Raw genomic sequence first — 26,997 nt, 5'->3', positions numbered from 1 at the left:
TCTGCATCAGGGGGTCACAACCGTGAAGTCATCAAACAGGATCGTGCCCACAGCGCGGGTAGCGATCCCGGCTTTGCCAGCAGGCAAGGGGTTGGCATCAACTGCTTCGAGCATGACTTCATCATTCATACGGATCTGGATCGTATTGCCATCGACCTGCATGCTCAAAACATGCCACATGCGCTCATCAAAACCGATATCGGTGACTTCAGCCAGGGGAACGGCCACGCCTCGCTCAACCCGCTCAAGCACCTGCCGGGGGGTATCGCGGAAACTGTTCTTGATGATACGATAGCGATAGTAGGTTGCCGTCAGCGGATCATCGCCCTGATAACGGGCAATCAACCCTGCTGTGCCATTGAGTTGGTCATAGAAACTGACCTGAACGGTATAGTCGCGCCACGTCTCATCACCGATCAACGCTGCCGTGTGATGGATCGACGGGCTGAAAGCAGGCCCGGCCCGATTCTGCATCAACCGGCCCTCGCTGACCTGCCAGTTGGCCCGGTTATCCGCAAGCACAAATTCGAGATCAACCACCTCCCAGGCATCGAGCGCCTCGGGGGTATCAAAGGTCGCTTCGGTCAAGGTGACACTTGCCAGCGCCGGGACTGTGGTCGGATTCGGCCCGACGGTCGGCGTTGGCTCCTGGGGAGGATAGGTCAACAGGGGTTGCTGCTCTTGCGCGATGCCCTGAGGCACCTGCCAGAGCGCGACCGCCAGAGCACTTGCCACCAGAACGGCGACGATCGCCGTGATGATGGTTGGCATTCGGTATTGCTTCATAAATAGACACTCCTTAATGAAAAAACGTACCCAATCGAGGCAGGCAAAGCACGCCGCTCGTTCAACGGAAGATCGCCCGACGATAGAGCGCAAGCAGATCGGTGGCAATCTCGGATGAACGAAAGGCCGTTGCCAGCACAACAGCATGACGACTGCACGTCTGCCAGGCCGCAGCATCCTGCAGCAAGGCCGTGATGGCCTCGGCAATCGCCGCACCCGAACGCGGCTCAACGACGCGCCCAGTCCCATACGCGGCCACATAGTCACTGACCCCAGTTGTACGGGTGACCACCGCCGGCGTCCCAACTGCCGCCGCTTCGACAACCACCCGGCTAAATGACTCAGCAACTGATGGTACCACAGTTAGCTCAGCCGCCGCCATGTAACTCATTGCTTCGTGGTGCGGCACACCACCAACCAGATGGACATCACTGGTTACACCATGCGCAAGCGCACGTTGACGCAAATAGGCCCCATAATCACCAAACCGGGGGGTCGTACGGTTTGGTCCCACGATAAGCAACTGGGGACGAAGACCCTGACGTTGCACGAGCGGCATGGCATCAACCAGGTACGCAATGCCCTTGAAGGGATGCAACCGGTTCATGCTGACAATAATGGGCCGGTCAGGATCGAGGTGATGGCGTTCGACGACCATCGCCCGACTCTGCTTACGCAAACCGACGAGATCATCAGTCGGCGGAAAGCTGTCGGCAGTGATGTTATACGGAATCGACGTCACCTTTGCGGGGTTGGCCCCGAGCTTGATCGCGAGCTTTTTGAGTTGCGGCGAATCAGCCCTGATGACAGCAGCGCGCTCGAAGATCCAGGGCAGCGCAGCACGAACAGCCCGAAAACGCCCGTACCCGTAATCGAACTCAGGCTCGGCCATAATATCGGCCCCGGGCAAGGTAACTGCTAATGGTGGAGACTGACGGGGAGGCACAAGCGCGGCAACCAGGCCAAGGGGAAAGGCGGTCTCGATATGCACAAGATGGTAGTGGCGCTCGGCCAGTAACTGACGATAGTGCCACCCTGCGCCAGCCAGATACGGGTAAGGGAGAAGACCGGCAACCAGACGGTTCGCCAGTTTCAGCGGAAGGCCAGCACTGACGGGCAAGCGGTGTACGGTAATACCCTCTTCGACGGTCGTTGTCCGTCGCGCAAGGCCCGCCGCCAGCGCAACAACCTCGGTCTCAACCCCGAAGCGTCGCCACTCGGCGATGATTTCAGTATGAATGCGATTACCCATCGCAGCGCTCTCATAGCGCGGGATACAATACAAAACTCGCATGATGTCCCAGTGGCGCAGCATAGCGACCTGACGCAGAAGGCAGGATGATAGTACGATGCTACCATAATATAACGCTCGTGTGCGTAAAAAGTTCCACCCAGGAACCTGATAGCTACCTGTTAGCGGCGGGCGAGGGCTAATAAGGTGGTTTTTTTGACGCAAAGGCGCAAAGGCGCGAAGGCGCAACGTTGTTAGCGTAGGTGCGCTCATCAGAGGTTGTCTGAAAAGGGTGGATGGGTGCGCCCTGGGAGCGCGGGAGTCCCGCCCGCCTGGAGCATAACCACATAGACGAAAAGAGCAGCCATCTTTTTGAACTTCGGGTGCGAAATAGGACATGCAAAAAATAAGAAATGCTTTACAGCCTTGCAAATTACAGAACAACGTTGAGCTATTAGAATAAGGGTTGATAGGTTTTGGCAGTAAACCGCTTTGATCGACAAGTTGGACAAAGTCGAAAAATCACAGCGAATCACCATGCACATGCCCCCAGATCTTCCGATTTAGGGGCATGTGCGTTGCGGTAAATGTACCGACGGGAGTTAGCGCGTAATCGTGAACGGCGCAACCGCCGAGAACTCCGTCCAAAGGCCATAGAAGACCATCGAGTATGCACCTGGTTCTAGATTACCAGGCGAATTGAAAGTAACACTCATGCTTCCGTCAGCATTAGCCCGGAAGGTACCAACTTCCCGCGTCGAAGTGCCATCAGGCAGGTTATACCAGACTCCAACGGGTTCATTCGCCGCAAAAATGTTGCTGGCAAAAGTGAAGCGTGTCCCTGCGGTTCCGGTATTCGCCGGACTGACATTCAGGATATAGGTAGGCCGATTGTCTACGCTGCTAGCCGTGGCAAGAATAGGCAAATTACCACTGCCACTGCCGCCACGCGCATCGTCAAACCAGGTAAAGGACAGGCGTTCACCCAATGCCACTCCGCTATGGAGTGTCTCAAGTACCTGGAAGCGCAACGTACTGGTAATCACCCCACCGCGGGCACCGACTGGCCCGGTATTGATGGTCAACGAATTTGTCACCACACTCGAAACCCAGGCCGAATTAGAACTAAAATTCGCATCAAGCAAGCGCACCTTGCCAGGATCAAAAGGTACAGTGATGCGCACATCCCTGGCTCGCCCATCGCCAATATTTTTGGTGACGATCTGCGACGTAATGATCGATCCAACTGGCGCACCATGATTGGGGGTAGAACGATTGACGACCCAGACATTCGCAGGGATTGATGTATCAGCAGAAGGAACTGAAACTCCGACGTCTGAAGCAAGACCAAATCCGCCCAACAGGCTCACAGTTGCACTGGTACCAGCAGCAAGCGTTCGATCGAACTGTAACCCGGCACCCACATCGTGGAAGGTGGGATCAAACGTATTATTGAAACCCGGCCCAGCGGCCCCGTTCGGGCCACCGATTTGGGCCCATATAGTAGCGAAACGGGCTTCTTGAAACGCCGACGGTGCTGTAATAGGGATGAAGACTTGAACATTGAGACTATTTTGCGAAAGCGCCCCAATCGCTCCAGTTGCTGGATCAAAAAAGCCAAAACCGTAATCAAGTCGGTTACCAGGGAAGTTGAGAAAGAGATCGGCAGCATGAAAAATGCGCACGTTCCGCTGAACAGTGGACGTATTACGAGCTGTCACATCGACCTGATAGAGCGGTGTCCCATTCACGTATGTGGTAACCTGGGTAATTTGCACCCCGGTGGAGCCAGCACTGACCACTGTCGTGATCGTGAAAGGATCGGCAGTTGTACCGCTGCCAGAGACCGGACTATTGGATACTGGAGTAAAGGAACGTGGAGTAAAATTTCCACCTGCTGGTGGCGTGCTACCATACACCACGCCATCAACCACGACAAAGGTACCGCCAGCCGTCTCTTCGAAGAATTGCTCTCGGCCATCAAAATCCACTGACATCGCTAAATCATTCAGGACACTCACGCTCAGAGGTGCCCCATTGATGGTGCGCGTAGATGCCTGAGCAGGAGCGATGTTGCCTGGCCCCTTATTTTGAGCCATAACTGACGGGATGTTGAGACTCGTCAAGATGACGAGGAGCATCATCGTGATAATTGTGAACGTGCGCTTATGCAGACTCATCATATGAGTATTCTCTCCTTAACACAAAGCTGTCCATATACAATTCGGTCACATGGGCAACGACGAGCGGGCTACGCTGTACAACGATCTGCGCTGAGAAAGCACTCCTTTCTTACTCTTCAGTAGCGGAATAGCGGCTCACTGTCATAGGTGGCAATACGATGTGGGTTGTCCAGTGAGCATCATGTGATAATTTGTAGATATGTGGCATCCTCTCCAAAACCGCTGGATCAACCCACTGGCTGGGCGGCAAGGCCAACCCGCGCGGCAATCCGCTTCGCCATAAGGGTGTGGTGGCAGGACTGACCAACCGGTCGCGGAGATACGGCAAGAACCCGAGGCCGAGTTTGGCGGCGGTGGCCGCCAGGGTTTGGAAGGTATCCCAGGCATACGCACCTGTCTGCGACTGCGGGCCAAAGCTCACATCACGTTTGCGCACCCGCCGGCGGGCACCCACCGGCGGCTTAATGTCGGATTTTCGCGACCCACCTTTGAGCCGTGCATTCCCATCACACAGTTGCTGATTCTCGCGTCGCACGGCCGCGTTTTCCGCCGCGAGTGCCTCAATCAGGTTAAACAACTGCACCACGATCTGACGCGTTGCCAGATCGGGAAGGGCATCCAGGTTGATGTCGGGTATCTGCATACCAAGAAGTGTCCTGGATTTCGGCGGGCTTTTCACAGTTCCATCCTGTGATTATGCATCCAGGTCTCTGTAATACCGAATCGCGGCAGCTGTACGGTTGGGAACCCGCAACTTCTGACATATGCTGCGCACATAGTGCTTTACGGTCGAAGAAGCCAAGCCCATGTCATACGCAATCTCGCGGTTTGTCTTGCCCTGAGCAATAAGTTTGATCACTTTGCACTCTTGATCGGTTAGAGGCTTTACATCACGTGGCATGGCATAGCTCATTTGCAACCTTCAGGGTATATCAGCCCATACAACAAGGCGATCTGCTGGCAAAGGTCATCAATGATACTAAACCTACATGTGTCGAAGTTTCCGACATTGGATCTCATAGGGGGTTCTCGATATGTGGGCGGTGATTCTTCGCATAACTATTCATACAATATTTGAAACTCTTCATAGATTAAATCTTAGCCATCTTAAGATTCAAAAAAATGGACATATTAAAATTATGTAAAGTGCAAGCAAAAATACAACCTTAGTCCTTGTCTAGATTAACATCAAATGCAAATAATTGCCATACGACTTTTTGAACTAAGACAAAAGTCCTATATGGCTATAGTACCGAATTGCAACTGTAGTACGGTTGGGGATCTGATGCTTCTGGTATAGGCCTCGTACGTAGTTAAAAACGCAGTGCCCGCCGTTGCGGCTCGCACCAACCGAAGACGCAATCGCCCTGCATCTCCACCAGGGCGATTGCATCTTCCGTGTATGCACCCCACCAGGGCACCCGCCAGGGGTGCCCCTACAGGGCCAGGGGCCGAATCCGGTGTACGGGCACCCCTTGCGGGTGCCCCGTTGTATCCGCTTTCGTATGATGCAATCACCCTATAGCATAGCTCTTACCTTCTACCGCACAACCATGCTATACTCCTCTTATCAACCCGCAGCGAGGAGCCACCATGCATCGGATTATCCAGCATCATCACGACACCTCTATCTTTTGTTTGAGCATCAATCGACGCCGGATCCTTGGATGCGCCTGCGCTTGTTGAACTATATGTGTCGGATCTGGGACGAGTCGTTCAAAGCCGCGCCACAGCAAACGCAGTTGCGGCCCATCATCCCGATGGTCTTCTATCAGGGACGGCGAGCCTGGAGCTATTCAACCAACCTGGCCGATCTCTTTCCAGAGGTGCCAGGGTGGGACGCAACGTTGACGCCGCACGTGCGCCACTATCTGATTGACCAGTCGGGCATGCCGCCGAGCGCGGTGAAGGGCGGGCTCAAGGGGCAGATCACGCAACTGTTGCTGATGGCAGCGATGCGGGCGCAGGCGCAAGCGGTGCTGGCGGCGGCGATGCCGTTACTGGCCGAGTTGCTCGCCTCGGGGCGCGGCGAGACGCACCAGACCTTTTTTCTCTATCTGTTTGCGACCCAGGAACGTGCGGTCGTCATGGAACTGCTGGAGACGGTGGTGCAGCAACATACGCAGTTAGGAGGTGAGCTTATGACCTATGCCGAAGAACTCATTGAAGAAGGCTTGCAAAAAGGTGAGATCAAAGGTGAGATCAGAGGCGAACTCAAGGGCAAGGTTGAGTTAATCGAGCAGTTGCTTGCGGCAGGCACGGCGTGGCAGGTGATCACGCAGGCCACGGGGCTGACCCCGACAACCTTTGCCGAGTTGAAAGCCGAGTTAGAACGTCTGATGGCAACCACGCCCTCCGCGCATCCTGCGCCCGACGTGGCGGAGCAAGGGTAGGATGGTTTTTTTGACGCAAAGGCGCGAAGGCGCGAAGGGTTGACCCACCTCCACACACACCTTTGCGCGTTTGCGCCTTTGCGTCAACCCGAGCGGGCAACCTTCTTTGCGCTGCCTCGTCCCTACCGCCGCACCCACATCCCCATGGCTCGTCCCGCCCGCGTTGTGATGCCATGCAATTCGTACTGCTCGTTCAAATCAAAGTCGGGTTGGAAATAGTAGTCCCAGAGGGCGGGGATGTAGGTGACGCGCCGCACGTTGAGCAGGTAGTCTGGGTCGCGTTTTTCGTGGCCCGCGACCCCACTCCCCATGCCTTCGATCGCCAGGCGCCCGATATGAAGATCCGTCAATCCGTGCATGTCAATGATGGTACGCTCGCTGTAAAAGGCGACCGCTCCGGCCCCTGCTGCCGCCATCGTTGCCGTTGGATCGTCTTGATCTGCGAGCCACCACCCGAGTTCGCGCCAGATCCAGACGCTTTCGTCAAGCCCTTGCATAATGATGTCGGTGTCACTCCGCATCGTCCGCGTGACGGCCAGGCTCCCCGCGATCAGTAGGCTGATGATCAGGACGCTGGATACCATCCTGGGCGCGAGGGCGTCCCGCGCTCGGGGTGCGTTCGAGGGCGTCAGCACGCTGGGCGCGAGGGCGTCCCGCCCTCGGGGTGCGTTCGAGGGCGGGACGCCCTCGTTCCCAGGCGAAGGGTGAGCACGTCCCACCGGCTGTAGGCGCATGATCTGGGCAAGGCCATCGGCAAGCAGGATCGCAAACCATGGCACCAGCGGGACAAAAAAGCGCTCGCCGCGGAAGTGATCACCGCCCACTATGATGATATAGATGGTGTAGATGACGACCACCAGTAGCATATAACTGCGCCACGATTGCAGCGCGTGCCGCAACCCTGTCACCCACGGCACCAGGATGATCAACAACAACGGGCCGCCCAGCGTGAGCGTGAACGCCCCGACATACGCCAGGCCACGCCAGATCTGTTCGCGCCCACCGCCGGTTTTGGCATAGAAGGTGTTCGGCAGCAGATCGCCATAGTAGCTGAAACGCCAGAGCAGATAGGGCCCAAAGAGCAGGGCAAACGCGCCGACCAGCGGCAGCACGGTTGTCGCTACATAGGTGATGCGTTGTCCCCCTTCGCTCGCCTGCCCCGGTTCCTCTCGCTGTCGCCGCGAAGAAGAGAGACCAAACCGACTATCTATGATCGCCTTGACAAACAGATGCGCTGCCGTCAACGCAAAGACCATCGCGCCTTCGGGGCGTGTCAGAGCCGCCAGGCCAGCGATCAAGCCCGTCACTATGGCGGTGCGCAAGGTCACCTGTTCCGGCCAGAGATAGGCGCATGCGACGGCAAGCATCAGTACGGCAAAGAAGCCCGTCTCTAACCCCGAGCCGCGTCCCGTGTAGAGCAGAACGCTCTGGCTGGTAGCGACGATCAGTGCGGCAACGAGGCCCCACGGCGCCCCGATCAAGCGGCTTGCCAGCGCAAAGGTCAGCAGCACCAGCACCACACCAAGCACCACGCCAGCCAGGTGGCTCCAGATCACCAGATCCCCGCCGAGGCGCAAGCCAAGCGCTGCCAGCATTGTCCAGAGAAAATTGGTGTACCCTTCGACCCGTTCGCCAGGGTTATAGACCAGGCCATGCCCCTGCACGAGATTCTGCGCATAACGAAACGAGATGAAGGCATCATCCGAGAGCCACGGCGGCCAGATGCGCCCGCTCAAGACGACGATGAGCGTGAAGAAGCTCAGGAGCAACGTGTGGACGAGGGGGGCAGGGGGGTGAGGGGAAACAGGCATCAGGGCACGATCCGACAAAAACTCTCTCGCTGCAAGCGTGGAGGACTGTGCAAGCACCGCTGCAACGAAAACACTGATCAAGCCAATGGTGCCGAGGCCAAGCAATGGCACCACCGGCGGTCGGGGCAAGGCGACGAGGGCGACGCTGGCGCTGGCGGCCAGCGTGATCAGCGCCAGCGTCGTTGGCGCTGGTACCCCCGCGAGCCGCAACGCCCCCCAGAGCAGCAGCAGGCCCAGGGCGGTCGCGCTCGCTCCACGCAGATCAAGCTGGGCCACTGGCACCAGGCGCAGATCGGTGAGCACAACCCCGAGCGGACGCGGATTTTCACCAGACGCCACAAACGTCGGCGTCTGCAAGGCTAACCAGAGTTCGGCCCCCTCGCCGCTACCCGGCCCGAGCAACATCCGATACGTGCGAAACTGGACCTCGGGGGTGGCCTCGGCGACCGGACGACCACCGACGAGCATGGTAAAGGGCTGCGGTGCTTCGGGATGCTCGGCACGCAGGCGGATCGCGGCCATGTAGGCCGGGGCGGCATAAAAAGCGCCCCGCATCTGCAACAGCGGTGCCCCGGTCGTCCAACGATACGTGTAGCCATCCGGGTGTACTTCTGGGCCATAGACGCCATCAAGAAACGTCGGCCCGAGGTCAAGGTGGCCGCTGGCAACCGGCGCAAAGGTCGGCGGACGCAACCCGAGCAACAAGACCGCAAGTGCCGCGAGCAGTACCAGTACAAGTGGCAAGCTACGGCCAAGGCGAGACAAACCCGAGGTTATGTCGCGCTGCGTGGCTTGTGTAACAATCGAAAGCTGATCAGAAGGCATGGGCGAAGATAGCCCCGTGATTACTTACGTAATGTAAACATCACATAGAGCGGATCGCTGCGATCAAAGCGTTCTTCGAGGGGATGCACAATCAAGGCCAGCAACAGATCTTTGAGCACAAAACGCCGCCAATAGCGCGTCAGGCGCGTCTCGTGATAGCGGCCATTGAGGATCGAGCGCCCGAAACCCTCGAGCGGACTGATCTTCAGTGCGCCAGGCGCAACATAGACCCGATGCAGATCGGCCTCGGTATAAAAGCGAAAAAACGAGCCGGCTTTCCCCTCCTGCACAAATGCATTCGGGCCAGCGGGAAGAAATTTCCTGATCCCCTTGAAGAAATCGGTGCGACCCTTGCTGGTATAGGGCAAGGTCAGCGCCGCCAGGCCACCAGGGGCGAGCACGCGCGCCAGTTCACGGCCAACGGCCTCATCATCGGGAATATGCTCGAGCGACGAGACCGCCGCAATGCGCTGGACACTTTCGTCGCGGATCGGCATCGCCGTCGCACTCGCCACAAGAGGAAAGAAGCGCCCATCGCCTCGACGTGCCGTGGCGCGTCGCTTGGCCAGTTGCCAACGCACCCGATCGGCATCAAGTTCGAGCACGATCACATCAACGCCCTCTTTCGCGAGCATGTGGGGATACGACGACGTGCCCGAGCCAAGGTCAAGCACAAGATCACCAGGCTGCACTTCGAGGGCCCGGGTGGCCCACGGATACTCGATCAAGCGCCAGAGGCTAAAATCATTGACGGTCTCACGCAGAATGCGCCAGCCGTTCAGGGCAATCTCGTAGGCAACTGTTCGCCACGCAGGCAAGCGCACCGCACGTCCTGGTTTTTTCACCGCTTGAGCCATCCGTTCCTCATTCAATCGCAATGCCCATCACCGCAATGCTCAATTGTCGCCCGGATTGGTCAGGCGAACTGTCCGCCGGGGCGTTTAAGTATACCACAGTCTCACCAGGCGGCAGGATAAGCCGCAGGTGCCGCACGCTCCGTTCACGGGCGACGTCGATGGTAAACGGAGGAGCGTCACCCACCTGGAGCGTCAGCGGGCGCACCTGGGCAAAGGCTTCGAGGTCAAGCGAAAGCCGTACGGGGCGCGCGGTCGCCTCGGGGTTGAGTAGAAAGAGTTGCGCAGTGGGTTCCATCCAGCGCCAGCGGGTTCCCCGGTCTTCTTCCAGATCACCCCAACCGCTGCCCAGGTAGGCCAGGGGACGTTTCACCGGCGGCTCGGGCACCGGATAGAAGGTCACTTCCGCATCCTGCACACCTGGCTCTAGCCCCATTTCGTCAACCAGGTCACGCATAAAGGTCAGGGTTGTGCCCATCGAAGCGTGGTGAAAGACGACCGAATGGATTGTATAGGCGGCAAGCGTTTCACGGGCCAGTTCGGGCCAACCTGGGGTCAGGATATCGTCACGGTACACCTGACCAAAACGCAGTTCGCGCACGCCAGGCGCATAACGCCCAAGCGGATAGGGCGGCTCGCGCCCGATAAAGCCGCCCACAATCGGCCAGCGATGCGCGGTCTGAGACCAGAGATGTTCGCTATTCGAGACATTGAGATGCACCGGAATGGGCAGCAACCCGCCCGTGCCATCAGGCGGCGGCATCGTCAGATAGGCCTGGGGCATCGGGCGTTGAAAGAGCGGCAGCGACCCTGCCCAGCCATCAATGAGCAGCACGGCAACCAACAGACCAGCCGTGAGCCACTGTGCCCCACGCCGACGCGCACGCCGCAAAAGGTGATAAGTACCCGCAGCCGCAAAGAGTGCCGTCGTCAAGATCGCGATCACAACAAAATGATTGGGGCGATGGCTCGAACGCACCCCCGGCAAATCGTGGATCAAAGCATAGGGGCCAGGAATCCCCGTATGCCACCCAAAGAGCATGATCTCGGGGCCGAGCGCCATCGCCGACGCCAGCACCCCGAGCACCAACCAGCGCCACTGCGTCCGCCAGGTCGTTGCGACCCCAACCAACGCCAGCGCTATCCCGACCAACCCGAAGGCGACATTCCAGAGGATCTCGCCGGGATGGAGGCTGGTGTAAAACACCGTCACCGCCTCGCCCCAGAGCGGATGATTGGGATTAGCGAGCCAGAACGAGATCAGATCGGCCAGCGCGTGTTGCTCGGTGCGCGTATCACCGAGCAACTCATCGCCCTCCCGGATCAAATGGAGCAAGCGGGGCGTCATCAACAGAAACCAGAGCAGAATCGGCACCAGACCCCAGGCGAGCAGACGCAGATCAAGGAACCATCCCTTGATAGGCAAGCGCAGCTCAGCCGTTGAAGGCGACCCTGGCTCACGCGGTTGCAACGCCCAGAGACCAGCCAAGACACCGGCTGAAATCAGGGCAAAGAGGCCATAGTACCAGGTACCCAGGCCAACCCAGAGCAACAGCAACCCACTGAGCAGCGCCCAGAACCAGGTAGGTCTGATCAAAAGCTTCAACGTCGCCAGCGCCCAGAGGGGCACCCACTGGATCGAAGCCACCTCGAGTTGCGCATCAAGCACCTTTTGCATATGAAACGGCGCAAAGGTATAGACCGCGCCTCCAACGAGCGCCGCATACGCAATCAGATGCAGGTGTGCAGGGTCAGGAAAGATCAGGCGCAGCGCCGTGCGGATCAAGAGAAAACTAAAATAGCCCCCCAGCACAAAACTGAGCAGGATCAACAGATTATAGGCCGGCAACGGGCCAGCCGTGAGCGTCACCGGCAACGCCAGCAGACCCTGGGGCAAACTGAGCGTCTGCCAAAAGATGTCGAGGCCCTGGGGATGAAAGAGCAGCGGCGTCACATACGGATTCTGCCCCGTCGTCAACGCCTCCGCCGTCCACCAGACATTCCAGATCCCCAGGTAGGCATCCACCTGACCAGGACCAGTTGCAATGACATGGGTCAGCGCATGTAACGGCATCGGCCAGAGCACAAAGAGGCTCAGAACAAGATAACAACCCAGCACAAGCAGATGGAGCTTTAGAGCTGAGACAACCTTCGGCACACACGACTCCCACCACGTACACGAATACAGCGCCGTATTATACCATTAGGGCCGAAGCACACGCCACCCACGCTTGAGCTCCACCACAGCCGGGACTGGCGCGTGCTTCCAGGGCGATTGCATCATACGAAACCGGATATAACAAGACGCCCTATCAGGGCACCCGCAAGGGGTGCCCCTACAGGCCGGCCGGGCCGTCGTGGTGGTGTGCGCGGCCCCGGCGCAACCCGGCGGGGGCCGGGTCCGGTGTACGGGCACCCCTTGCGGGTGCCCTGGCGGGTGCATACACGGAAGATGCATCAGCCCTGCGATGCTTCGGCCTTACGTTGACGCCTCCCAGGGCGTGTGGTATACTCTGCGCACGGCGACATCGTTTACGAGGCAAAAGCACACCATGGCATCGATCTTCTCGCACCAGTTTCTGCGCATCCACAGCTCACCAGTGAGCGGTATGCGCCTGCGTCGAGACCGTCGTACCAACTTCCAGTCGGCTTTCTGCCCTGGCTAATTGTGCTTGTTGACCATTGGGGATCAGGCCAGCTTTGCTAGAGCGCAGGGCTGGCTCTTTTAATGTCCTGGAGACAGAAGCAACAAATGGAGCGTACCATGACAAAGGGTGAAGTCAAAAAGGTGGTTCTGGCCTATTCGGGCGGGCTCGATACGTCGGTGATTGTCCCCTGGCTCCGCGAGAATTATGGGTGTGAGGTCATCTGCTTTTGCGCCGACCTGGGCCAGGCCGATGAACTAGAGGGCCTGGAGGAGAAGGCGCTCGCGAGTGGGGCGAGCAAGTTGATTGTGCGCAACTTGCGTGAGGAGTTTATCCGCGACTATATTCTGCCGACGATGCAGGTTGGGGCCATCTACGAGCGCAAGTACCTGCTCGGCACGTCGTTTGCGCGCCCGATTATCGCCAAGCATCAGGTCGAAGTCGCCGCGCTTGAGGGAGCCGATGCCGTCGCCCACGGGGCCACCGGCAAGGGCAACGACCAGGTGCGCTTTGAGTTGACCTATTTTGCGCTGAATCCCCATTTGAAGATTATCGCCCCCTGGCGCGAATGGACGATTCGCAGCCGCCAGGATGCACTCGATTACGCGGCTGAGTATAATGTCCCCGTGACCGCCACCGCCGAGAAGATCTACAGCCGCGACCGCAACCTCTGGCACCTGAGCCACGAAGGCGGCGTGCTGGAAGATCCGTGGAATGAGCCCGAAGAGGATATGTTCCAGATGAGCGTTAGCCCACAGGCGGCCCCCGATGAGCCCGAAGAATTGACGATCAGCTTTGTGCAAGGTGTGCCCGTCGCGGCCAATGGCTGCCAGATGGGCCTGGTGGAACTGGTTGATTACCTCAATGTTGTCGGTGGCAAGCATGCGATCGGGCGGGTTGATCTGGTGGAAAACCGGCTCGTCGGCATGAAGAGCCACGGCGTCTACGAGACTCCCGGTGGTACCATCCTCTATACGGCCCATCGCGAACTCGAGAGCATTGTGCTCGACAAAGAGACGCTGCGCGCCAAGGATCGCATTGCGCTCGACTATGCCGATCTGGTCTACAATGGCCGCTGGTTTACCCCGGTGCGTGAAGCATACGATGCGTTTGTCCAGACAACGCAGCGCACGATGACGGGCGACGTGCGGATGAAGCTCTATAAGGGCAATCTGATCGTCGTCGGGCGGCGCTCAGCCTTCTCGCTCTACAACGAAGACCTGGCGACCTTCGGCCCTGATATGGTCTACAATCAGAAGGATGCCGAAGCCTTCATCAAGCTCTATGGTCTCTCGATGAAGGTGCAAGCCTTGATGAAATAGGGTGGATGTTTGGGTGTTGCGTGGTGGCGGTTGCGCCGTCACCACGCAACACGCAAAAGAAAGTGGCGTATGACCAATCTCTATCTGATTCGCCACGGCGAAGCGTGGGCGAATGTGCAACCAATTCTGGCCGGAATGCAGGGTGACAAAGGATTGACCCCACGGGGGGTCAAACAGGCCGAGCGGCTGCGTGATCGCCTGGCCCACGGCGAACTCAAGGCCGATGTGTTGATCGCCAGCACGCTGCCACGGGCACGCCAGACCGCCGAAATCATCCAGCCAGCACTGGGGTTGCCGATCATCCTGGATGATGAGGTGCAGGAATTGCGCCTCGGCGAAGTTGATGGTATGACCAACCAGGAAGCGTGGGCGATCTTTGGCCCGCCTGACTTTGAGCAGTATCCGCTGCGCCCAATTGCCCCCGGCGGCGAGAGTTGGGGCGGCTTTATGCTACGGGTTGCCGAGGCCTTGACCAGAATTACCCGTGAACACGCAGGCAAATCGATTGTGCTTGTCTGTCATGGGGGCGTGATTGACGGGGCGTTTATGCATTTCTTCCAGATGCCCTCGAATGTCTTGCCACCAACCGATTTTCACACCCGCAATACGAGCCTGACCCACTGGGAACAGGTTCATCGGCGGGGGCGGCTGCTCTGGCGCTTGAATAGCTATAATGATATTGCCCATCTGCACGATATCGGCGCAACCGAGTCGGTGCGCTGGGAAGATACGGATTTGCAAGCACCTGGTGGGCATCCGGCATCACCGGTACCAACCGAGTAGAGGAATAACGGACGGTCATGGATACATGGATCGAAGATGGTCACCCCACGTCGCCATTGGGCTGGCGGGCCGCAACCCACGACTGTGGCATCAAATATCGCAACCGTGATGATCTTGCCTTGCTGGTGAGCGAACGCGCATGTACAGCCGCCGCTGTCTTTACCACCAATCTGGTCAAGGCAGCCCCGGTACGCTATGACATGGAACTGATGACGCGCAACCCCACTGGGTTGCGTGCGCTCGTCGTCAATGCGGGCAATGCCAATGCCTGCACCGGCAGCGAGGGCGAGGTAGCAACATTGACCATGGCGCGTACGACCGAAGAAGCCCTGGGTTTGCCGGTTGATACGGCGTTTGTGATGTCAACCGGTACCATCGGCGTGCCAATGCCGATCGCCAAGGTTGTCACCGGGATTCAAGCCGCTGCACAGAAGCTTGATGCGGCCAAAGGGCCGGCGGCGGCACGGTCGATCATGACGACCGATACGCGCCCGAAACATGCCGCCCTACGCGTGGAGCTTCCTTCGGGGTATACAATTACCCTGGGCGGGATGGCGAAGGGGGCCGGCATGATCCATCCGAATATGGCAACCATGCTGAGTGTGGTAACAACCGATGCCGCTATCAGTCGTGAGGCGCTTGATGCCGCGCTGCGCCAGGCGGTCGAGGTCAGTTTCAATAGCATTAGCATTGATGGCGATACGAGTACCAACGATACGCTGCTGGTGCTCGCGAATGGCGCGGTCGGCAATGCACCAATTACCGACCTCGCAAGCTCCGATGGGGCGAGTTTCGTGGCCGCGTTGACGGCGCTCTGCCAGTACCTGGCGCAGGCCGTGGTACGCGATGGCGAGGGCGCAACTCGCTTTGTGACGATCACCGTCCGCGGTGCAGTCAGTGTCGCCGATGCACGCCTCGCGGCGATGACGATCGCCAAATCACCACTAGTCAAAACGGCGCTCTATGGGGCTGATCCCAACTGGGGACGGGTACTCTGTGCGATGGGGTATAGCGGGGCACACCTTGATCCCGAACGCGTTGTGTTGCACTTTGGTGGCATGCGGGTGCTCGAACGGGGCCTGCCGCTGCCCTTTGACGAAAAAGCCGCCAGCGACCTGCTCAATGTGCCCGAAGTGAGCATTGAGGCCGACCTTGGCCTCGGTGAGGGTGAGGCAACGGTCTGGACATGCGATTTCAGTCCGGAATATGTTGCCATTAACGCCGAGTATCGTACATGACCCGCCTTGATCTGGCGCGCGAGCTACTCCGCCGGATGCATACAACCTACGGTGATCAAATTGTGCTCGGTGGAAGCCTTGCGATCCCAGGCGAAGACGATCCCTGGTCAGGGTTGAAACTCTGGTTTGTGGTTGAGAATAGCCTGGTGTTCCGTGAACGCCATCTGCTTTTTCAAGAGGTGACGGTGGCGATGCTCGTAACCGAGCGTCGTCACCTTGAAGCCGAACTGGGTGGCCCCGGTTTGCAGTGGGCGACGATGATGGGGCGGCTCGATCAACTGCAACCACTCGTGGGCGACGCCGACCTTGTGGCCCAATGGCGCACCCTGGGGATGCGTCTTGACCACGAAGCCTTTTTGATCGGCGTCGCAACACATTTGCCCGCCCTGGTCTTTCAAGCGTATGGGCGACTCCGCGCGGCGGCGGCACGCAACGATGAACTCGATGCAACGCTGGGAGCCAGGTGCATGACCGAGGAGTTATGTCAAGCACTTTGTCTAATCAACCGACGCTGGGTAACGGGCGAAGGGTACCCGGCCCTCGAACAGAGCATGGCGTTTCCGGTGCGACCCGAGGGTTACGCACACCTTGTCAAGGCCCTGCTGACGGCGCAGCAGTTCAGTGAGCTTGTGCCCAGCGCAGGCGAACTCATGGCCGCCTACTGGCGCTTGTTGGTCGCACAAAATATGAGCATTCAAAGATATCAGAAGATCGAGCAGATCTAAGGACATACGCATGGAACACAAACTCTGGGGGGGGCGCTTTGCCGAACCGACGGCAGCGACAATGCGTCGCTTCAATGATTCGTTTCGCTTTGACCGCCGCCTGGCCGAGGTCGACATTGACGGGAGCATCGCATGGGCTGGAGCGCTGCTCGAAGCAGGCCTGATCAATCGCGAAGAGTACGAAGCGCTTTGTCAAGGCTTGGAACTGGTACGCCGTGAATTTGCCGATGGCAGCTTTGAAGCGATCGAAGGCGACGAAGATATTCACACCGCCGTCGAGCGTCGGCTCCACGAACTGGTGGGTGTTGTCGCGCTCAAGCTGCACACTGGGCGTTCGCGCAATGATCAGGTAGCCACCGATATGCGCCTCTTTGCGATCAGCGCAGGGCGGCAGATCGATCAGCGCCTGCTCGGGCTACAACTCGCCCTGCTGACCCAGGCCGAAGCCCATGCCTCGACGCTGATGCCGGGCTATACGCACCTGCAACGGGCGCAACCGATCACCTTCGGGCACTGGTGCCTCGCGTATGTCGAGATGTTCGAGCGCGACCGTCAGCGCGTCCATGAAGCAACAGCGCGCGCCCGCACGCTCCCGCTCGGTGCGGGCGCACTGGCGGGGAACAGCCTGGGCATTGAACGCGAACGGCTGACCGAGGCGCTTGATGAGTTTGACGCAGTGGCTGGCAACTCGCTTGATGCGGTCTCGGATCGTGATTACGTAGCCGAACTGCTCTTCACCTTTGCGCTGACCGGCGTCCACCTCAGCCGTCTCGCCGAAGATCTGGTGCTCTACAGCAGCGCCGAGTTCGGCTTTGTCGAACTGGCCGACGCCTACAGCACCGGGTCAAGTCTGATGCCGCAAAAGAAGAACCCGGATAGCATGGAACTGCTACGGGGCAAAAGCGGGCGGCTCGTCGGCAATCTTGTCACCCTGCTCACCGTGCTCAAAGGGCTGCCGATGACCTACAACAAAGACATGCAAGAGGACAAAGAGCCCTTCTTTGACAGCCTGGACACACTTGATCTGAGCCTTGAGGTCGCGGCGGCGGTCGTAGCGACGATGGAGGCCCGGCACGAGCGGATGCGGGCAGCGCTCGATGATGCGATGCTCGCCACTGACCTAGCGGATGACCTAGTGCGTCGCGGTGTGCCCTTCCGCGAGGCGCACGGCAAAGTAGGGCGTCTGGTACGGCGGGCGCTTGAGTTGCACCTGCCGATGCGCGAATTGCCCCTGGTTGAATATCAGGCGGTTCAGCCGGAACTTGACCATACCGTCTACAGTCTCTTTGATATGGCCCAGAGTGTTGCGCGCAAAGATAGCCTGGGCGGCACGGCACCGGATCGCGTCCTTGAACAGTGTGCCCGCTGGCGTGATCTGCTTGATGAGTAAGGAGCAAGCCCACCCATGACCAGTCCGTTGTATCAGCCACCGGTCACCTTGCCTCGCCTGAACGTCAGCCCCGACGCAGCCGTCATCATTCGGCGCGCGCGGGTTAGTGATATACCGCGGTTATACGAGATGATCAACTACTACGCCTTGCGCGGCGATATGTTACCTAAAACGCTCGATCAACTCTACAATCGGGTACGTTCCTTCAACGTCGCCGAAGCCGACGGCGAAGTGGTCGGCTCGGCGGCACTCAATATTACCTGGGCCGACCTGGCAGAAGTGGTGAGCCTGACCGTGCATCCCGACTTTCAAGGGCGCGGACTAGGCCGTTATCTGGTCGAGCCACTCTTTGACGAAGCCCGTGAACTGGGCATCCCGACGATCTTTGCACTCACCTTGCAAGTGGGCTTTTTCAGTCGTCTTGGCTTTCGCGAAGTGCCGAAGTTACGCCTACCGCACAAAATCTGGCAAGACTGCAACACCTGCTTCAAGCAAGATCGCTGCGACGAAGTCGCGATGGTGCGTGAAATCCCCTTAGCGCGTGGGTAAAAAGCCAGCTGCACTGGCCTTCTACGCACGCGCCGAGGGGCTTGGCCCAAGCATACGAACCAATTATGCCCGCTGAAGCAAAGCGTGAATCGTCTCCACTAACAGAGGAAACTCAATCGGCTTGGGAATAAAGGCGGCACAGCCCGCATCAAGCGCACGCTGGCGATCTTCCGCCATCGAATAAGCTGTCAGCGCGATCACCGGAATGTGGGCCGTCTCGGAGCGAAGCCGCAGGCGCTGCATGGTCTGCCAGCCATTCAATTTGGGTAGGCCCATATCGAGGAGGATTAGATCAGGCTGTACCTGCTGCACCATGCGCAATGCATCAATGCCATCTACTGCCGTGGTGAGCTCAAAGCCTGAACGTGTGAGATAAAGCACAACCATTTCGCGAATGAGTTCATTATCTTCAACAAGAAGGATGCAGGCCATCACTACACTCCATGAGTTTCGACTGGCTCGTCTGTCTGAGCTTGACCAAACATAGGCAGTTCAACGATCCAACCAGTCGGGGCAAGGATCTGACGCAAAAACTTGACAAGATCGGTTGTGTCGCGGGTCACCAAGGAAGGAAGCACCACGCCCGGCTCAGCCGAGCCCTGTGCTAGTGCGTGTGCCTCGCGCACCTGAGCAGGCGCATCAAACTGGGTATCGGCATGAGCCGAATCAGGAAAGAGCATCGCAACTGGAAGAGAACTGGTGGACGGATCCTGTTGGAGGTGGTGAAGGAGCGCCGCCCGCTCAAAGATAGCGAGGCGCATATCAAGCAGGATGAGATCAGGCAACAGAACGGCAGCAAGTTCTTCGCCCTCAGCCGACGAGCCTGCCATTTCCACGTGAAGACCCACATGGGCAAGGAGGCGTGGGATATGCTCGGCCAGCGTTGCATCCTCGCTGACGCAGAGCAGCATCTGTGTTTCGGTGCCCGCCACGGGGTCAGGGAACGACGAAGTGAGCGCCACTGCCGGAACTGCGGGCAAGACGCGTGTTCGCAACGTTTCAGCCACCTCGGGGGCAAGCACCCGCGGCAAGATCAGGGTAAAGGTCGAGCCGACACCGGGCTGACTCGTCACCGTAATCTCGCCGCCAAGCAGATACGCGAGGCGCTGACTCAACGCCAAACCAAGCCCCGTGCCACCATATTTGCGTGTCGTTGACGCGTCGGCTTGCATAAAATCTTTGAAAAGCATGGGTATCTGAGTGGGACTCATGCCAATGCCGGTATCGTGCACCGCGAAAGCGATCTGCTCAGAGGATGAGCCAGCGTCACCGGGCAACACCGTAACTTCAAGGGTAACCGTGCCTTGATGGGTAAACTTGCACGCATTGCTGAGGAGATTGAGCAAAACCTGACGCAGGCGCATTTCATCGGTCATCATCACACCCGCCCGTGGATGCAGCACCATGCCGATAGCATTCTGGTTCGGTTCAGCAAGAGGGCGTAGCATCGCAAGGATCCCCTCGAGCATTTCAGGCAGATTCAACGGTTTCAGCTCGACGTGCATCCGGCCCGCCTCGATCTTCGAGAGATCCAGCACATCATTGATAAGAGCGAGCAACTGTTGGCCGGCACTCTTAATCCGGCCCAGATCACGCATCACTTCTGCAGTAGCCGCATCTTCAAGCGAGAGGGTCAAGAGTTCGGCATAGCCAATAATCGCAGTGAGCGGTGTACGCAACTCGTGGCTCATCGTCGCGAGAAACTGGCTCTTGGCGCGATTCGCGGCATCAGAGGCATCTTTGGCCTCGCGGAGAGCCTTTTCGATCTGTTTACGCTGAGTAATATTGCGGACAATCGCCTGGGTCGCAACCGTCTCACCTTCACGAAACGGCAAGACGACCACCTCGGTCTCGATCACCGAACCATCAGGGCGCACCAGCATGCGATCACGCAAAACAGGTGTACCATCAGGCTGAGGCACAAGCGCGCCAAGTGTCGCATCAACCGGCTGCCCAACGAGTGGTTGGGGGGGAAGGTGGCCCAAGAGTTGACTGGCGGCTGAATTGGCATAGCGCACCGTCTGACCATCGTGGACAATAATAGCATCAGGCGACAACTCGGTCAATTGGCGATAGCGCTGGGAACTCTCGATGATGCGCTGTTGGGCCTGCATCAAACGTTCAAGCATGGCATTGATAGAGGTAGCAAGCTGGGCGATTTCATCACGTCCCTTCACCGCAACCCGCGCCTCGGGCTGATTGGACTCAATCGCCCCCACCTGATCCCGCAACGTAATCAGGCGCCGCAAGACCGTGTGCTCGAGCGAGATAAAAATCAGCAACCCAAAGAGCAACCCGATCCCAACCAACGTCAGCATATACTGGCGCGAAGTCTGCTGCCCAAGTTGATACACTTCGCGCGGCAACTCGACCGTCAGCAACACACCAGACCCACCATAGAGATCATCAAGCTTGGTGGCCCCAATAATTGTTTGATCATCGCGTGGATAGATCGCGATTGGCTCGCCGGCTGCAAGTTCAGCCGTTAACGGGGCAAACTCATGGTGGATCGCAGGATCATCAAAGCGGGTCAGCGTAAAGGGCAGGCGCGTCAACTCAGCCAGGCGCGCAAGCTCAAGGCGATTGAGATCCCGCGCCATCAGCAACGTCCCAGCGGGCGGCCCCTCACCGAGACTGGTGAGGATCGGTTCAGCCGCGAGCAACCAGAGACGATCCTCAAGCACGAGTAGGCCAGCTAGCCCATCGGCAGGCTCGTCAGGCTGCAAAAACTGTGCATTGCGGCCATCAAACCGACGTAGCACAGCAGGTGGCTCAACCTGTTCGCCCAACTCTAAATCAAAAACTTTTTCATAAACAATCTCACCATCAATATTAACAAAAGCAACATATGTGATATTGTTATTTAGAAATGTAGAATCTGCAAAATTATTTTCGATAAAAGCTTGATCAGGTTCACGAACAAACGCAAACGAGTCGTCCCAGGCGGCATAGTCACGGGTAACACGGGTCAGATTAGCAAGATTGTTCGTAAGTGCATTAACAACCTGCTCAACGCGGATCGCGACCGTACGTTCTTCGACTTCAGCAAAACCCTGTCCAATAATTGAACCGACCAGCCACAGCAATGCACCCAGCAACAGCCCAAACAGCAGGAAAGTCGCCAGCAAAATGCGCATGCGTAAGGATGCGAGGTTCATAGGGTAGACTTTTCGTACTCAACACCATCCCAGGACACGTTTGTAAGCATTATACACCGGTGATGTTTCCAAAAGCATACAAGAAGATTACACTGATGCATCGACACGCTCAACGTGACCCAGTGTGAGGCATCGGTAACATACCCTTGCGGCCATGCGCACGACCAACAAAACACCAGAAAATACAGCTGACACACTGCTGATAAACGAATGTTTTCTCGTGTTTTGCAAATCTGGGGTGCGTTCGAGGGCGGGACGCCTTCGCTCCCAGGAATATCGGAAGACGTACTAGTTTGACAATATGCGTGACAGGCTGATCTATGGTGCCTTGATCGGCCTTGGGCTTCACCTGGATCGAGACGCCAATGTATGTTGCCAAAGGCTACGCCGAATACGGCTTTGCTCCTGGGTTAGCGATTCGGTTGCCGCACCACGACCAAAGGTGAAGGTAACAATACTGAGTATATGCAAAAAAAGGCATATACTACCCATATGAACAGCACAACCGCCGAGCGCCACGCGCACATCTTCAAAGCATTGATGCATCCCGTCAGGCTGCAGATCCTCGATCTGCTACGCAACGACGAACAGTGTGTCTGTCACCTCGAGACCCAGTTGGGCCAGCGACAGGCCTACGTCTCGCAGCAACTTGCCGTGCTGCGCAAAGCGGGGCTGATCAGTGACCGGCGCGACGGCTTGAATAGCTACTACCGCATCACGCAGCCTGAGGTGCTGACCATGCTCGACACGGCACGAGCCATCGTTGGGGGTGACGAAGCACCCGAAACAAGCCTAGCCGTTGACTGCCCCTGCCCACGTTGTAGCCCGGCGCTTGAGCGACCCACCTATCCACTACACTTATTGTCTACAGAGGAGATCCCATGTTGAACGTCAAAGTGCTCGGCTCTGGCTGCGCCAACTGCAAACGGCTCGAGCAGCGTGTCCAAAAAGTGCTCGCTGACCATGGTTTGGAAGGTGAAGTCGAGAAGGTGACCGACTACGGCGAGATGATGCGCTGGAACATTCTGAAAACCCCTGGCCTGGTGGTTAATGACGTGCTCGTCGCCTCGGGCCGCATCCCTAATGAGGACGAGATCGCCGGTTGGTTGGCAAAGTGACGAGTATTTGCGGGGGCCATGCCCCCGTATCCCCGCCGGGGTACTCTGGTCAAAACCCTGTTTTGTGTCAAATATATTCAAAAATCCGCATATTAGGAGTTATCCGCAATGGCTCAATCATTGCCTTCACCCGCCAAAGCGCAGCGCAGCGCTGACACCCGCGCCTGGCTGATCGTCAGTGGCGTCACGGTGCTCTGGCTGATCGCCTATAACAGCGTCAAGCCGCTGGCTGACTGGCTGACCTTCGCGCTCTTGGGGCTTGCGCCTGGCTCGCGGCTAGGCGATGCGGTCGCTTTTTTCCTGTACGATGTGCCGAAGATTCTGCTACTGCTGACCGGTATGATCTTCGCGATCAGCACCCTGCGCACCTTCTTTAGCCCAGAGCGCGTGCGCCAGACCCTGGGCGGCAAGCGTGAGGGCGTCGGCAACGTAATTGGGGCCGGGCTTGGCGTGCTGACGCCGTTCTGTTCGTGTTCGGCGGTGCCGCTCTTCATCGGCTTTGTCAAAGCTGGCGTGCCGTTGGGCGTTACCTTTTCGTTCCTGATCGCCGCACCAATGGTTGATGGCGTCGCCCTAGCGCTCCTCCTTGGTCTCTTTGGCTGGCAACTTGCCGGGCTCTACCTCGTCGCTGGGATGACAATCGCGATCATTGCCGGCCTTATCATCGGCCGGATGAACATGGAGCGCCATGTCGAGGATTTCGTCTGGGAGATTCGTGGCGGTGACGGGGCAGTCGCCGAGGAGAAGTACACTTGGACACGTCGCTTCGACGAAGCCTGGGAGCAAGTGCGCGAGATTGTCGGCAAGGTCTGGCCCTATGTCGTGATTGGGATCGCGATAGGGGCAGGTATTCACGGGTTCGTGCCCGAAGATGCCTTGGCCGGGATCATGGGGAAAGAGGCCTGGTGGTCAGTACCCGCAGGGGTCATCCTGGGCGTGCCGCTCTATTCGAACGTGGCCGGGGTCATCCCAGTGGTTGATGCGCTGATGGCCAAGGGGGCGGCGATGGGCACCATGCTCGCCTTTATGATGTCAGTGGTCGCCTTGAGCTTGCCCGAGCTGATCATCCTGCGGCGCGTGCTCAAGCCACGCCTGATCGCGACCTTCGTGGCGATCGTGGCGACCGGGATTATCCTGGTCGGCTATCTCTTTAACCTGGTGATCTGAGTGCAAACACGGGTTCAAGGGCGTGCAGGGGCAGCGCACGGAAAGTACGGCGCAGCCCCTCGCCCTGACCGAGACCGATACCCAAGAGAGGAAACTAGTATGCCTCGTACCCCACACTCATCGCCATCCACCGCCCCCCATCGCACGCGCATGCGCTGGTTTGTGGGCCTCTTCCTTGTCGTTGCAGTGCTTTTCATAATCAAAGGGCGCCTGGAGCCACCGGCTAGCGTCGTCGCCACCGACCCCGTCGCCCCGGCAGAAGCGCAATTCGCCCAGGCACAGGCGGAAGAGCAACCAATGCTGCTCTTCTTCCACTCGAATAGCTGCGAGTCGTGCGTGACAATGACCCGAACGATTGGCGAAGTCTGGCCGGCCTTTCAACCCCAGGTCGCGCTGGTCAGCGTGAATGTCTACGACCAGCAGAACCAGGATCTGCTGCGCACCCAGGGTATTCGGGTCATCCCGACCATGGTCTTCATTGACCGTCACGGTGAGCGACAGGTAGAAATCGGGACGATGCGCCCGGAGGTGCTTGAGCAACGCCTGGCGAGCCTCGCGGCGGCAAACTGAGATGAGTCTGGAACATCTAGCCCTTGATGGTTCGCTTTTTACTTACGTGCTGATCTTTCTGGGCGGCATTGTCACGAGTATCGGGCCGTGCAACCTGGCTTCGATACCGCTGGTGATGGCATACGTGGGTGGTGGGGCCTCCGTGTCGCGCAGGCGCGCCTTTGTCCTTGCGTTGAGCTTCGCGGTTGGCATGGCCGTCACCTTCATGCTTCTCGGCGTGGTTGCGGCGCTGGTGGGTGGGCTGATGGGCGGCTGGCGCGGCTGGTACTACCTGCTCGCCGGGATCTGTTTCTTGATCGGCTTGCAGTTGCTCGGGGTGATCAACCTGCCTATGCCGAACTGGTTCGGCACCTTGCCTTCCCGGATCACCTGGCGTGGCCTCCCCGGTGCCCTCGCCCTAGGCCTGGCCTTCGGGCTCGTCGCCTCGCAGTGCGCCACCCCGGTGCTCGCAGCCATTCTGACCACGGTCATGGTTCGTCCAGATGGACTGACCTATGGTGCCTTGCTACTCTTCATCTATGCCCTTGGGCGCGGCGTGCCTGTCGTTGCCGCCGGAACGTTCGCTGGAGCACTGCGCCAGCTTCGCGACCTGGGTTCCTGGAGCATCCGGATCGAGCAACTGAGCGGGGGCGTGATCCTTGGCGTCGGCTTGTATCTCCTCTGGATCGCGTGAACGCAAGGATCTGGTCATCGCTCTCTATCTCATCAGCGCAGAGCGATCTCCTTACTCCGTCGCCCCGTCACGCAAGCGTGCGACAAACGCGGCGTGCTCGGGGCTCGCCAGGCCGCGCTGCAGGGCAGCGAGCATGGCGGCCAGGTCGCCCCGCCAGAGCGCAGCCGGATCAAGCCAGAGCCCAGGAAAGACAGCGCTGCGAAGCAGGCCCTCGCTATCGGGCGCTACCGACGTGTAGACACTCTCACGCAGGGCAAACCAATGGACTTCTTGCTCGTAGGCGCTGAGCACCAGGTATTCGGCGACCCCGTTGCGCGCATAGGCGCGCCGCTTGTCGTGCAGATCGTAGGCCGCACTGCTTGCGGCGACCTCAATGATCAACTCGGGCGCACCTTCCAGGTAGTCATCCGGGCTCACCCGTGAGCGGCCACCTCGCTCGGGGAGTAGGCGCAGCAAGACATCCGGCTGCACTTCGTTCTCGAAGTCTAGTCGCACCGTCGCATTGTCGGCCCCAATGACGCCGGGGGTAGCGGATTCGTATGCTCCCAGCCATGCGATGAAGAGATAGTGTGGACGTCCATGATGTTTAAAATGCACCGGTGAAGCCACGTAGACAACTCCTTCAACTAACTCGGCCTTCTTGAGTTCGGGGTGGGCACGATAGATCTGCTCGAAAGCTGCCTGTGAGAGCCGGTCGCCCGAGTTGAGTGGCGGAACATCGGTGGTCGTCACCCCTGGTTGTCCACGTTCATCCTTCACGAAAACAGCCATCTGTTGCTCCTCGTCAGCGCATATAAACCTTGCCGTCTATCTTTATTTTACCACGGCGCTTGCAGGGGTCACATGCTCATGCCTAAGACCTCACAGGTCTTGAAGACCTGTGAGGTCTTAGATTAAATCTACACCGCAGACAGATCTTCTTCCATTATGCTGAACATATTGCCCTCGGTGTCAAGACAATACGCGATGTAGCCCATCCCTGGTACGGATGTCTTTGGCATCGCCACGCTACCGCCATGAGCTACGATCTGTTCCACCATGGCATCAACCGACGCAACATCAATGGTGTTGATCACCCCAGGCATCGTTGGCGACTCGCGCCGCATGATGCCGCCATCAATGCCGGGTTGCTCACGCGACCCAGTCGCGGTCAGCCAATAATCCACGGGCCCGTCCCATTTGTTGATCTGCCAACCAAACACATCCGTATAAAACTTGCTCGCACGTTCCGGATCATCGGCACAGATCTCAAAATGAACCACACGGGGCATAGCCTTGCTCCTCTCTCTGCTTGCTAAAGATGGCAATGTGAGGGGGGGATGTTTCTTTATTTTAGCACAAAAGATCTATTTTGTCAAGAATGTCCATAGTCTACCTCAGGGCGATTGCATCATACGAAATCGGATACAACGGGGCACCCGCAAGGGGTGCCCCTACAAGGCCAGGGGGCGGATCCGGTGTAGGGGCACCCCTTGCGGGTGCCCTGGCGGGTGCCCTTTGCGGGTGCCCTGGCGGGTGCCCTGGCGGGTGCCCTGGCGGGTGCCCTGGCGGGTGCCCTGGCGGGTGCCCTGGCGGG

24 protein-coding genes are annotated in these 26,997 nt (G+C 58.4%); 12 read left to right on the top strand and 12 right to left on the bottom strand.

The genetic code is table 11. From position 1 onward, the window contains the following. Positions 1–6: 6 nt before the first annotated feature. The 5 genes from A9Q02_RS13685 to A9Q02_RS25335 form a co-directional block, all read right to left on the bottom strand. Positions 7–786: a 3-keto-alpha-glucoside-1,2-lyase-like domain-containing protein gene (locus A9Q02_RS13685; protein WP_141508914.1), complete on the bottom strand. Its 780-nt coding sequence runs from the start codon at positions 784–786 to the stop codon at positions 7–9. 61 nt (positions 787–847) lie between these two features. Beyond that, positions 848–2,038, bottom strand: a complete 1,191-nt coding sequence (locus tag A9Q02_RS13680; RefSeq protein WP_245860545.1) for a glycosyltransferase family 4 protein — start codon at positions 2,036–2,038, stop codon at positions 848–850. A 581-nt stretch (positions 2,039–2,619) separates the two neighbouring features. Then, positions 2,620–4,200, bottom strand: coding sequence for a hypothetical protein (locus tag A9Q02_RS13675; protein WP_097653649.1), 1,581 nt, complete (start codon positions 4,198–4,200; stop codon positions 2,620–2,622). 109 nt (positions 4,201–4,309) lie between these two features. Further along, positions 4,310–4,843, bottom strand: coding sequence for a hypothetical protein (locus tag A9Q02_RS13670; RefSeq protein WP_097653648.1), 534 nt, complete (start codon positions 4,841–4,843; stop codon positions 4,310–4,312). Between the two features lie 51 nt (positions 4,844–4,894). Beyond that, positions 4,895–5,101 (bottom strand): response regulator transcription factor, encoded by a 207-nt coding sequence (locus A9Q02_RS25335; protein WP_172450968.1) that lies wholly within the window; start codon positions 5,099–5,101, stop codon positions 4,895–4,897. Positions 5,102–5,705: 604 nt separating this feature from the next. On the opposite strand from A9Q02_RS25335, the gene A9Q02_RS13660 reads away from it, so the two are divergent. Further along, complete coding sequence (locus tag A9Q02_RS13660) at positions 5,706–6,593, top strand: Rpn family recombination-promoting nuclease/putative transposase (RefSeq protein ID WP_141508911.1); 888 nt, start codon at positions 5,706–5,708, stop codon at positions 6,591–6,593. A 122-nt stretch (positions 6,594–6,715) separates the two neighbouring features. Here A9Q02_RS13660 and A9Q02_RS13655 read toward each other — a convergent pair whose 3' ends face one another. Genes A9Q02_RS13655 through A9Q02_RS13645 form a run of 3 tightly spaced genes read right to left on the bottom strand, consistent with a single transcriptional unit; the run spans position 6,716 to position 12,241 of the window. Continuing rightward, positions 6,716–9,229, bottom strand: coding sequence for a glycosyltransferase family 39 protein (locus tag A9Q02_RS13655; RefSeq protein ID WP_097653645.1), 2,514 nt, complete (start codon positions 9,227–9,229; stop codon positions 6,716–6,718). 20 nt (positions 9,230–9,249) lie between these two features. Beyond that, the gene (locus A9Q02_RS13650; RefSeq protein ID WP_097653644.1) at positions 9,250–10,086 is read right to left on the bottom strand and encodes a class I SAM-dependent methyltransferase; all 837 of its coding nucleotides are present in this window, start codon (positions 10,084–10,086) and stop codon (positions 9,250–9,252) included. A gap of 7 nt (positions 10,087–10,093) precedes the next feature. Then, positions 10,094–12,241 (bottom strand): hypothetical protein, encoded by a 2,148-nt coding sequence (locus A9Q02_RS13645; protein WP_097653643.1) that lies wholly within the window; start codon positions 12,239–12,241, stop codon positions 10,094–10,096. Positions 12,242–12,847: 606 nt separating this feature from the next. Between A9Q02_RS13645 and A9Q02_RS13640 the strand changes: the two genes are divergently transcribed. The 6 genes from A9Q02_RS13640 to A9Q02_RS13615 all read left to right on the top strand — a co-directional run bounded on the left by A9Q02_RS13640 (position 12,848) and on the right by A9Q02_RS13615 (position 18,735). After that, positions 12,848–14,050 (top strand): argininosuccinate synthase, encoded by a 1,203-nt coding sequence (locus A9Q02_RS13640; protein ID WP_097653642.1) that lies wholly within the window; start codon positions 12,848–12,850, stop codon positions 14,048–14,050. A gap of 69 nt (positions 14,051–14,119) precedes the next feature. Continuing rightward, entirely contained in the window at positions 14,120–14,833 is a 714-nt protein-coding gene (locus A9Q02_RS13635; RefSeq protein WP_097653641.1) for a histidine phosphatase family protein, read from the top strand. Positions 14,834–14,850: 17 nt separating this feature from the next. Then, positions 14,851–16,071, top strand: a complete 1,221-nt coding sequence (gene argJ / locus A9Q02_RS13630; protein ID WP_097653640.1) for a bifunctional glutamate N-acetyltransferase/amino-acid acetyltransferase ArgJ — start codon at positions 14,851–14,853, stop codon at positions 16,069–16,071. Then, positions 16,068–16,796 (top strand): hypothetical protein, encoded by a 729-nt coding sequence (locus tag A9Q02_RS13625; RefSeq protein WP_097653639.1) that lies wholly within the window; start codon positions 16,068–16,070, stop codon positions 16,794–16,796. The genes argJ and A9Q02_RS13625 overlap by 4 nt, the downstream gene beginning before the upstream one ends. Positions 16,797–16,806: 10 nt before the next feature. Next, positions 16,807–18,186 carry an argininosuccinate lyase gene (gene argH / locus A9Q02_RS13620; RefSeq protein WP_097653638.1) on the top strand — a complete coding sequence of 460 codons (1,380 nt, stop codon included), beginning with the start codon at positions 16,807–16,809 and terminating at the stop codon, positions 18,184–18,186. Positions 18,187–18,201: 15 nt separating this feature from the next. Continuing rightward, the gene (locus tag A9Q02_RS13615) at positions 18,202–18,735 is read left to right on the top strand and encodes an N-acetyltransferase (protein WP_097653637.1); all 534 of its coding nucleotides are present in this window, start codon (positions 18,202–18,204) and stop codon (positions 18,733–18,735) included. Positions 18,736–18,798: 63 nt separating this feature from the next. Here the strand turns inward: A9Q02_RS13615 and A9Q02_RS13610 are convergent, their stop codons facing one another. Continuing rightward, positions 18,799–19,167, bottom strand: coding sequence for a response regulator (locus tag A9Q02_RS13610; RefSeq protein ID WP_097653636.1), 369 nt, complete (start codon positions 19,165–19,167; stop codon positions 18,799–18,801). Positions 19,168–19,169: 2 nt separating this feature from the next. Continuing rightward, the gene (locus A9Q02_RS13605) at positions 19,170–21,893 is read right to left on the bottom strand and encodes a CHASE4 domain-containing protein (RefSeq protein ID WP_097653635.1); all 2,724 of its coding nucleotides are present in this window, start codon (positions 21,891–21,893) and stop codon (positions 19,170–19,172) included. A gap of 492 nt (positions 21,894–22,385) precedes the next feature. Here A9Q02_RS13605 and A9Q02_RS13600 point away from each other — a divergent pair, with 492 nt between their 5' ends. From A9Q02_RS13600 to A9Q02_RS13580, 5 genes are all read left to right on the top strand, one after another. Continuing rightward, entirely contained in the window at positions 22,386–22,781 is a 396-nt protein-coding gene (locus tag A9Q02_RS13600) for an ArsR/SmtB family transcription factor (protein ID WP_097653634.1), read from the top strand. After that, positions 22,775–23,011, top strand: a complete 237-nt coding sequence (locus A9Q02_RS13595; protein WP_097653633.1) for a thioredoxin family protein — start codon at positions 22,775–22,777, stop codon at positions 23,009–23,011. The genes A9Q02_RS13600 and A9Q02_RS13595 overlap by 7 nt, the downstream gene beginning before the upstream one ends. Positions 23,012–23,119: 108 nt before the next feature. Continuing rightward, a complete protein-coding gene (locus A9Q02_RS13590) occupies positions 23,120–24,178 on the top strand; it encodes a permease (RefSeq protein WP_097653632.1) in 1,059 nt (352 codons plus the stop codon). 99 nt (positions 24,179–24,277) lie between these two features. Next, positions 24,278–24,748 (top strand): thioredoxin family protein, encoded by a 471-nt coding sequence (locus A9Q02_RS13585; RefSeq protein WP_097653631.1) that lies wholly within the window; start codon positions 24,278–24,280, stop codon positions 24,746–24,748. A gap of 1 nt (position 24,749) precedes the next feature. Further along, positions 24,750–25,421, top strand: a complete 672-nt coding sequence (locus A9Q02_RS13580) for a cytochrome c biogenesis CcdA family protein (protein ID WP_097653630.1) — start codon at positions 24,750–24,752, stop codon at positions 25,419–25,421. 51 nt (positions 25,422–25,472) lie between these two features. Here A9Q02_RS13580 and A9Q02_RS13575 read toward each other — a convergent pair whose 3' ends face one another. Next, entirely contained in the window at positions 25,473–26,192 is a 720-nt protein-coding gene (locus tag A9Q02_RS13575; protein ID WP_097653629.1) for a Uma2 family endonuclease, read from the bottom strand. A 128-nt stretch (positions 26,193–26,320) separates the two neighbouring features. Continuing rightward, positions 26,321–26,692, bottom strand: a complete 372-nt coding sequence (locus A9Q02_RS13570; protein WP_097653628.1) for a VOC family protein — start codon at positions 26,690–26,692, stop codon at positions 26,321–26,323. Positions 26,693–26,997: the final 305 nt, after the last annotated feature.

The sequence above is a fragment of the Candidatus Chloroploca asiatica genome (genome assembly GCF_002532075.1).
GTDB classification, from domain to species: domain Bacteria; phylum Chloroflexota; class Chloroflexia; order Chloroflexales; family Chloroflexaceae; genus Chloroploca; species Chloroploca asiatica.
Note: the sequence above shows the minus strand (reverse complement) of the source record. Positions and strands in the feature narration are given on the sequence as shown.